The 6,711-nt window shown below is 50.1% G+C and carries 4 protein-coding genes and 1 pseudogene; 1 reads left to right on the top strand and 4 read right to left on the bottom strand.

Features of this window, described 5'->3' with window-relative positions:
* Positions 1-153 precede the first annotated feature (153 nt).
* The 4 genes and pseudogenes from FWJ59_RS06950 to fusA form a co-directional block, all read right to left on the bottom strand.
* On the bottom strand, positions 154-915 hold the full coding sequence (locus tag FWJ59_RS06950) for an SIMPL domain-containing protein (protein WP_414481230.1): 762 nt from the start codon (positions 913-915) through the stop codon (positions 154-156).
* 3 nt (positions 916-918) lie between these two features.
* Positions 919-2,298 (bottom strand): DUF4349 domain-containing protein, encoded by a 1,380-nt coding sequence (locus FWJ59_RS06945; RefSeq protein ID WP_414481229.1) that lies wholly within the window; start codon positions 2,296-2,298, stop codon positions 919-921.
* A 110-nt stretch (positions 2,299-2,408) separates the two neighbouring features.
* Positions 2,409-3,347: a 1-phosphofructokinase gene (pfkB, locus tag FWJ59_RS06940; protein ID WP_414481228.1), complete on the bottom strand. Its 939-nt coding sequence runs from the start codon at positions 3,345-3,347 to the stop codon at positions 2,409-2,411.
* A gap of 100 nt (positions 3,348-3,447) precedes the next feature.
* Positions 3,448-5,530 (bottom strand): annotated as a pseudogene (gene fusA / locus FWJ59_RS06935) (elongation factor G).
* A 368-nt stretch (positions 5,531-5,898) separates the two neighbouring features.
* On the opposite strand from fusA, the gene aroB reads away from it, so the two are divergent.
* On the top strand, positions 5,899-6,711 hold an 813-nt coding region (gene aroB, locus FWJ59_RS06930; RefSeq protein WP_414481227.1), incomplete at its 3' end, for a 3-dehydroquinate synthase.

Here is a 6,711-nt window from a genome sequence, read left to right as displayed (position 1 = left end):
ACTTGACGAAGAAAACAAATAAAAAAGGCGGATAAAACATCCACCTTTTTCCAGGTAAATGATGCAAAGCACACTTATATACGCATATTATATGCGTATATATAGATTTATATATCTTTTATATCGACGCCATGCCGTCTTGTCGGCTCATCTTTATTCAATGCGGTACACCAGCGTAACAGTTGCATTGACCTCTATTTCCCCTTCGGCTATGGGCACCGTCCATGCGGCATCGGCTGCCTTTTGCAGGCTCTCAAAGCCCACTCCCTGGTACCGGTAAATCTCGGCTGGAGCCGAACCCTCGTATATAGCTGCTATGTCCTTAAGCTTTACTCCGGCCTGCTTGGCCATCACCTCAGCCCTTCCCTTGGCCTGCTCAAAGGCCTTTTTAAGAGCTTCCCTGTAAGCGGATTCTTGATCCTCAAGGCCGAAATATATGCCGTACGAATAGTTAGCTCCTTCCTCCTGCACACCGCTTAAGATGTCGCCCACTTTGTCTATATCCCGCACGGTGACCTTCACTGTATTGGTGACACGGTATCCTCCCAGAACGCTTTTGTTGTTCACGTAATCATACTGCGGATAAACATTATAACCGGAAGTCTGTATATCTTTCTCGTCTATGCCCATCGCCTTCAGCTTATTTATCACCTTCTCCATAGCCTTGGCGTTTTCCTGCTGAGCCGCCTTGGCATCTTTCATAAAGGTGTCAACGCCCACGTTGATATATGCCACATCGGGCTTTAAAGTAACTTTGCCAGTCCCCGAGGCAGCCAGGATATTATCCTTTGCATAGGAGTTTTCGGAATTGATAGCACTTGCTACCGGTGTACCTGCAAGAAACGCAGCACCTACGGTTACCCCTAAACACGCCACTAGCACTATTATGGCAGCTATCAATAGCTTATTTTTCATTTTTCATACCTCCTCATTTTCATTTTCAATCTTTTTATCGGTTTTACGCCTTGTGGCGATTATGGGCTTTAAAATGAAAATCCAGGCCAGCCAAACTACAGCCCCTACCACCAACAGATAGGGTACAGCGCTGACTAAAAATACCACCAAATCAGCAAACAATTTGCCGATGCTTTCCCAGGAGTTCATAAAACCGCTTATTATCCTGTCGCCCCAGGTTATGGGCTGGGGCTCCTCTTTTGTGAGCTCACGCACCTCATATACGTCAATCGAAACCCGCGAATACTGCACCATGTTATCCCACTGTTTAAGCGTACCGGTATAATTCTCGATCTCGTAGCGCACGTTGGAAAGCTCGCGTTCCAGCTCTATTATGTCTGATAGCTTGTCGGCTTTGCTGAGCAGGGTAAGCAGCCTCTCTTCTTGGAGCTTCAACGACTTTAGCCTGGCCTCCACATCCAGATACTGGCCGGTTATGTCCTCGCCCCTTATTTGCCTGCTGGTCACATTGCCCACGTCGGACATATCCCCTATAAACGCATCAAAGGATTTTGAGGGTATGCGTATCTCAAAATGCGCCTTACGGTTGGGCACCTGGCCCTGGTAGATGGGTTTACCCTGAATCTCGGAAGACTCGATATACCCCAAATATACGCTCACCTTGCCCATAATCTCATCTACCGTGCGTTCAAACTGGGTGGTTTCCATGCTGAGATAAGCCGAACGTATAATTTTCCTCTCGGCCCCCGCCTGAGCTTCTGCCAGAGCCTGCACGCTGGTCGCTTCGGAAGCCAAATCCTTTTGCAGGGCTGTTTCCGACTTCCCGGAAAGATCCCCACCCTGGCTCATCTCGGTTGGCGCCACATCAGCCATCCCGGCTTCATCCTTTGTACCGCCAAAGCTGCTTGTAGCCCATGCGGCATCGGATGCCATGGCGTCCATCCCGCTTTTTCCGCTGTAATAGCCCCCTTCCTCGCTGGAGACAACCTGGCTGGGTGGCACGGCCTGCTCGGTGGCCATATCGCGCTTATAAACACCCTTGCCCCTTCCCAGGCCGCTCATAAGCAGCGCCATTCCTATTACCAGCACCACCGCAGCTGCTATGCCCGAAGCAAGCCTTCGGCTAAACTTCCACCTGATTCTCTTCATCATATTGACCTTCATCTCCTTCTTTACGGCGTTCATCAGGCGTTCACAAAAGTGAGAAGGCAATTCCACGTCCTCCAGATCCGCACACATCCCGCGCAACTTAAGTGTAATTTCATACTCATTTCTGCATAGAGGGCACTGGCTTAAATGCTGATGCAGCTCAAACATCGATGCTCCATCCAGCATGCCATCTATATACGCCGAAATATTTTCTCTGCATTGTCTGCAATCCATATCCCTGCCCCCCTTTCATCTTTTATGGACGAAAGAAGGGAAACAAAAGTTGCAGCGCGAATTCTAAAATTTAGCCTTTTTCTCCAAAAAACGTACAGGGCACGATTGGATCAAAAGTTGGCAACCTTCTCCACAACGACCCTGGGCAACATGGCTTCAAACCCCTCACGGGTGCAAAGGAGGGTGCCTTCCCTTATCACCGAGGCAGTGGCAGCCGCTACCCCATAGCGCAACATGTCCTTTAGCCCCGCCCCTTCCTCAATGGCTAGACAAAAGCCTGCCACCATGGAGTCGCCTGCACCGGCCGTGCCCTTCACCTCTACCGGAATGGGATGGGCGTAGTAGGCCTCATTCTCATCTATTATCATGGCGCCCTCACTGCCCATAGATACTCCCACTATTCGCACTCCTTTTTCTATAAAAAGCCTGGCAGCCCTTACTATTTCGCTAGGAGTAGTAAGGGTTTTGCCCGTTGCCCTTTCAAGCTCGTACAGGTTTGGCTTTATGAGGTATGGCTGCGCTTTGATGCCTTCGAGCAAAAGCTGGCCTTCAGCATCCAGCACGCATAGCGTGCCATGCCGTTTAGCCCGCTCTATGAGCTCTCTATAGATATAAGAGGGTACGCCCGCAGGCACGCTTCCGCTGAAGACCATCATGCTGCTTGCAGGAGCATACACCTCAACCTTACCTTTAAGGCGCTGGATGTGCTCAAGGGAAACGGGATGCCCGCCTTCGTTTATCTCGGTCACCACGCTCTGGGACAAATCAAACACCTTGAGGTTGACGCGCACCGCACCTTCCACCTCTACAAAATCGTAAGGAATGGTTAAATCATCTAAAAGCTTACTTATCATGTAACCTCTTTCCGTATAGTTAAAGCCGATACAAAATGCCTTTTGCCCCAGCTGGTGCAATGCTACGGCCACGTTGATGCCCTTGCCGGCGGCATCCTCACGGCTGCTGATAATCCTGTTAAGCCCGCCGTAAATGAATTTTTCAACGGTGACCATCCGATCGATGCAGGGATTTAAGGTAACGGTGGTTATCATCCTCGTCTGCCTCCTTAAACACTCCAAACGAAAACTTTTGCGTTACATTCTCAACAAAAAACCGGGCAGCCTTTGCTGCAAGGTGCCCGGTTTTTTATACCTATTCTTCTTGTGCCTCGCGCTTGGCCTGCTCCACTATTTTAGCGCTTATGTTGGCCGGTACCTCCTCGTATCGCACGAAGGTGAGCTTGAAGCTGCCGCGAGCCTGGGTCATAGAGCGCAGGTCAGTGGCGTAGCGGAACATCTCGGCCAGCGGTACCTCCGCATCCACCTTTTGCAACCCGTTGCCCAGAGGAGTCATGCCCAGTATGCGGCCGCGCCTACGGTTCAAATCGCCTATGATGTCGCCCATGTACTCGTCGGGTATTATCACTTCAGCGTGCATTATGGGTTCAAGCAGCACAGGATTGGCCTGTTCCAGCTTCTTGTAGGCCAGATATGCGGCAATCTTGAAGGACATTTCTGAGGAGTCCACAGGGTGGAATGATCCATCATACAGGGTGGCCCTTATCCCCACCATGGGATAGCCGGCCAGCACGCCCTTTTGCATGGCCTCGATTAAGCCCTTTTCAACCGCCGGTATATACTGGCGCGGCACGACGCCGCCCACAATCTTGTCTACAAACTCAAACCTCTGTTCATCGGGGTTGGGCAGCGGCTCAAACTCGATAAACACATGGCCGTACTGTCCATGTCCACCCGTCTGCTTCTTGTGCTTACCTTCGGCCTTGATGGACTTGCGTATGGTCTCGCGATAGGGTACCTTAGGCTCTTTAAACACTGCATTGACTCCGAACTTATTTTTCAAACGGCTATTAATAACGTCGAGATGTACTTCACCTATTCCAGAGATGATGGTTTCGCCTGTTTCGGCATTCTGCTCGATTTTGAAGGTGGGATCTTCCTCCATAAGCCTGTAAAGACCGGTAAATACCTTTTCCTCTTCTCCCTGTTTTTCAGCATTGACCGCCATAGAAAGGCACGGTTCGGGGAACTGAAAACCTTCGTATACGATGGGATATGCCGGATCACACAGCGTATCGCCAGTAGACGTGTTTTGAAGTTTGGCAATGGCGCCTATATCGCCTGCCGTCAATTTATCCACTGCAATTTGCTTCTTACCTCTCAAGATGTATAGGTTGCCGCTCTTCTCGCTCTTTTCCTTGTTGGCATTGTAGAGGCTCATTCCGTTTACCAGCTCGCCAGACATAACTTTGAAGAGTGAAAGCTTGCCTACGAAGGGGTCAACGATGGTCTTAAACACAAAAGCCGAGAAAGGCTGCGAAGCGTCCACTTTGCGTTTCTCCACCTGGCCCGTCTTTATATTGGTGGCCGAAACCTCGGGCCTATCATCGGGCGCCGGCAAGTATTTTACAATGTCATCCATCAATATATCAACGCCAACATTGGTGAGGGCCGAACCGAATAGCACAGGAACTATGTCTCCCGCAATTACGCCTTTGCGCAAGGCCGTCTGAATCTCCTCTTCGGTGAACTCCTCTCCTTCGAAGTATTTCTCCATCAGCTCCTCGCTGGTCTCGGCCGCCGCTTCCACCAGGCGCGTACATGGATTCCACTGCTTCGGATATGTCATCGGGGATACCGGTGTCTTTAAGGCCCTTATCGGTAAACTCCCATGCCTTCATCTTAATTACATCCACAATCCCGGCGAACTTGCCGCCTTTCATGATGGGTACCTGGATGGGGGTAATAGAAGTGCCGTACTTGTTCTCCAGCTGTTGCAGTATCCTCTCATAGTGCACGTTCTCCCGATCCATCTGGTTGACGAAGATCATGATGGGCAAATTGTACTCCTTGCAATAGTCCCATGCCTTTTCAGTACCAACCATTACGCCTGAGACCGCACCCACTACAATGATGGCTGCATCCACCACTCGCAAAGCCCCAATCATCTCGCCCACAAAATCGAAATAGCCAGGCACATCTATGAGGTTTATCTTATGGCCATTCCATTCAAACGGCGCTAAAGCGGCGTTGATGGATATTTTCCTCTTTATCTCCTCGGGATCAAAATCGGTAGTAGTGGTGCCATCCTCAACGCGACCAAACCTGTCGATGACCTTGGCATTGAAAAGCATGGCTTCTGTAAGAGTGGTCTTACCCTCTCCGCCGTGGCCTACCAGCCCGACGTTGCGAATGTTACGGATCGCGTAACTGCTCATGTACATTCCCCCTTACAACTTATTCGTATTCATTTTTGGGCTCCATGAAGAAGTGCATCGCGTGATTTGAACCTATTATAGATATTTCTGCATGCAGTGCAAATATCCTTTTTTATTGTATCATACTTTTTAAAAAAACTTAATACAATTGGAAAAATAATATTTCAAAAAGCCAATTTTGGGAGCTAGCCGTCCTTGACTTTTGCATCCAATGAAGTTACAATTTTAAAAATATCCATCCATTGGGCAAGGAATACCAATAAGCCACACGGAACATTTGAAAAAGCCGCTTTTTTTTATTTCGTGTATATACCATCGGAGAGAAAGGCTTAAAAAAGGGCATTAAAAAGCCGCAAAGGAGGCCCGCCATGCAAACCATAACCGTTGACCTCAAAGAGAGGACATATCCTATACATATCGCCCCCGAGGGATGGGAGGCTCTGCCCCATGCCATAGAACGCTTCGTCAGCGGCAAAAAGGCCATGGTGGTATGCGATGAAAACACGCACATGTATTATGAAGCTGTAAAAACGGCGCTGGAAAGCGTGGGATGCGTAGTATACTCCGCCGTCATTCCTCCCGGCGAGGCCAGCAAAAGCTTCGAACAGGCTCAGGCCCTTTACACCGCAGCGCTGCAAGCAAACCTCACCCGCTCGTCCACCATTGTCGCCCTTGGCGGTGGTGTGGTGGGTGACCTGGCGGGCTTCATCGCAGCTACATACATGCGGGGCATAGGCTTTATACAGATACCCACCTCGTTGCTTGCCCAGGTGGACAGCAGCGTGGGCGGAAAGGTGGCCATAAACCATCCCCTGGCCAAAAACGTAATAGGAGCATTTTATCAGCCCCATATGGTGTTCATAAACCCTCACACTTTAAAGACACTCCCCCCACGAGAATTTTCAACCGGAATGGCCGAGCTCATAAAGCACGCTTTCATAGCCGATGGCGATTTCATAACATGGCTGGAACAGAACATGGAAGCGCTGCTCTCTCGGGAGGTACAGGCGCTTACCCATGCCCTTTATCGCTCGTGCAGCATCAAAGCCAGGGTGGTGGAGCACGATGAAAAGGAAGCCGGACCGAGGATGGCGCTCAACTTTGGTCACACCATAGGCCACGCCATCGAGTCGGCCACCGGGTACTCCAAGTACACCCACGGAGAAGCGGTGGCCATGGGC

Origin of the sequence: Caldicoprobacter sp. (genome assembly GCF_047459465.1) — a bacterium.
Classification (GTDB): domain Bacteria; phylum Bacillota; class Clostridia; order Caldicoprobacterales; family Caldicoprobacteraceae; genus Caldicoprobacter.
The sequence above is the reverse complement of the archived record's forward strand: the minus strand, read 5'-3'. Positions and strand labels throughout refer to the sequence as shown.

Coding starts and splice junctions, on each gene's coding strand:
- FWJ59_RS06950 (WP_414481230.1), bottom strand. CDS start 915: ATGAAAAATAAGCTATTGATAGCTGCCATAATAGTGCTAGTGGCGTGT.
- FWJ59_RS06945 (WP_414481229.1), bottom strand. CDS start 2,298: ATGGATTGCAGACAATGCAGAGAAAATATTTCGGCGTATATAGATGGC.
- pfkB (WP_414481228.1), bottom strand. CDS start 3,347: ATGATAACCACCGTTACCTTAAATCCCTGCATCGATCGGATGGTCACC.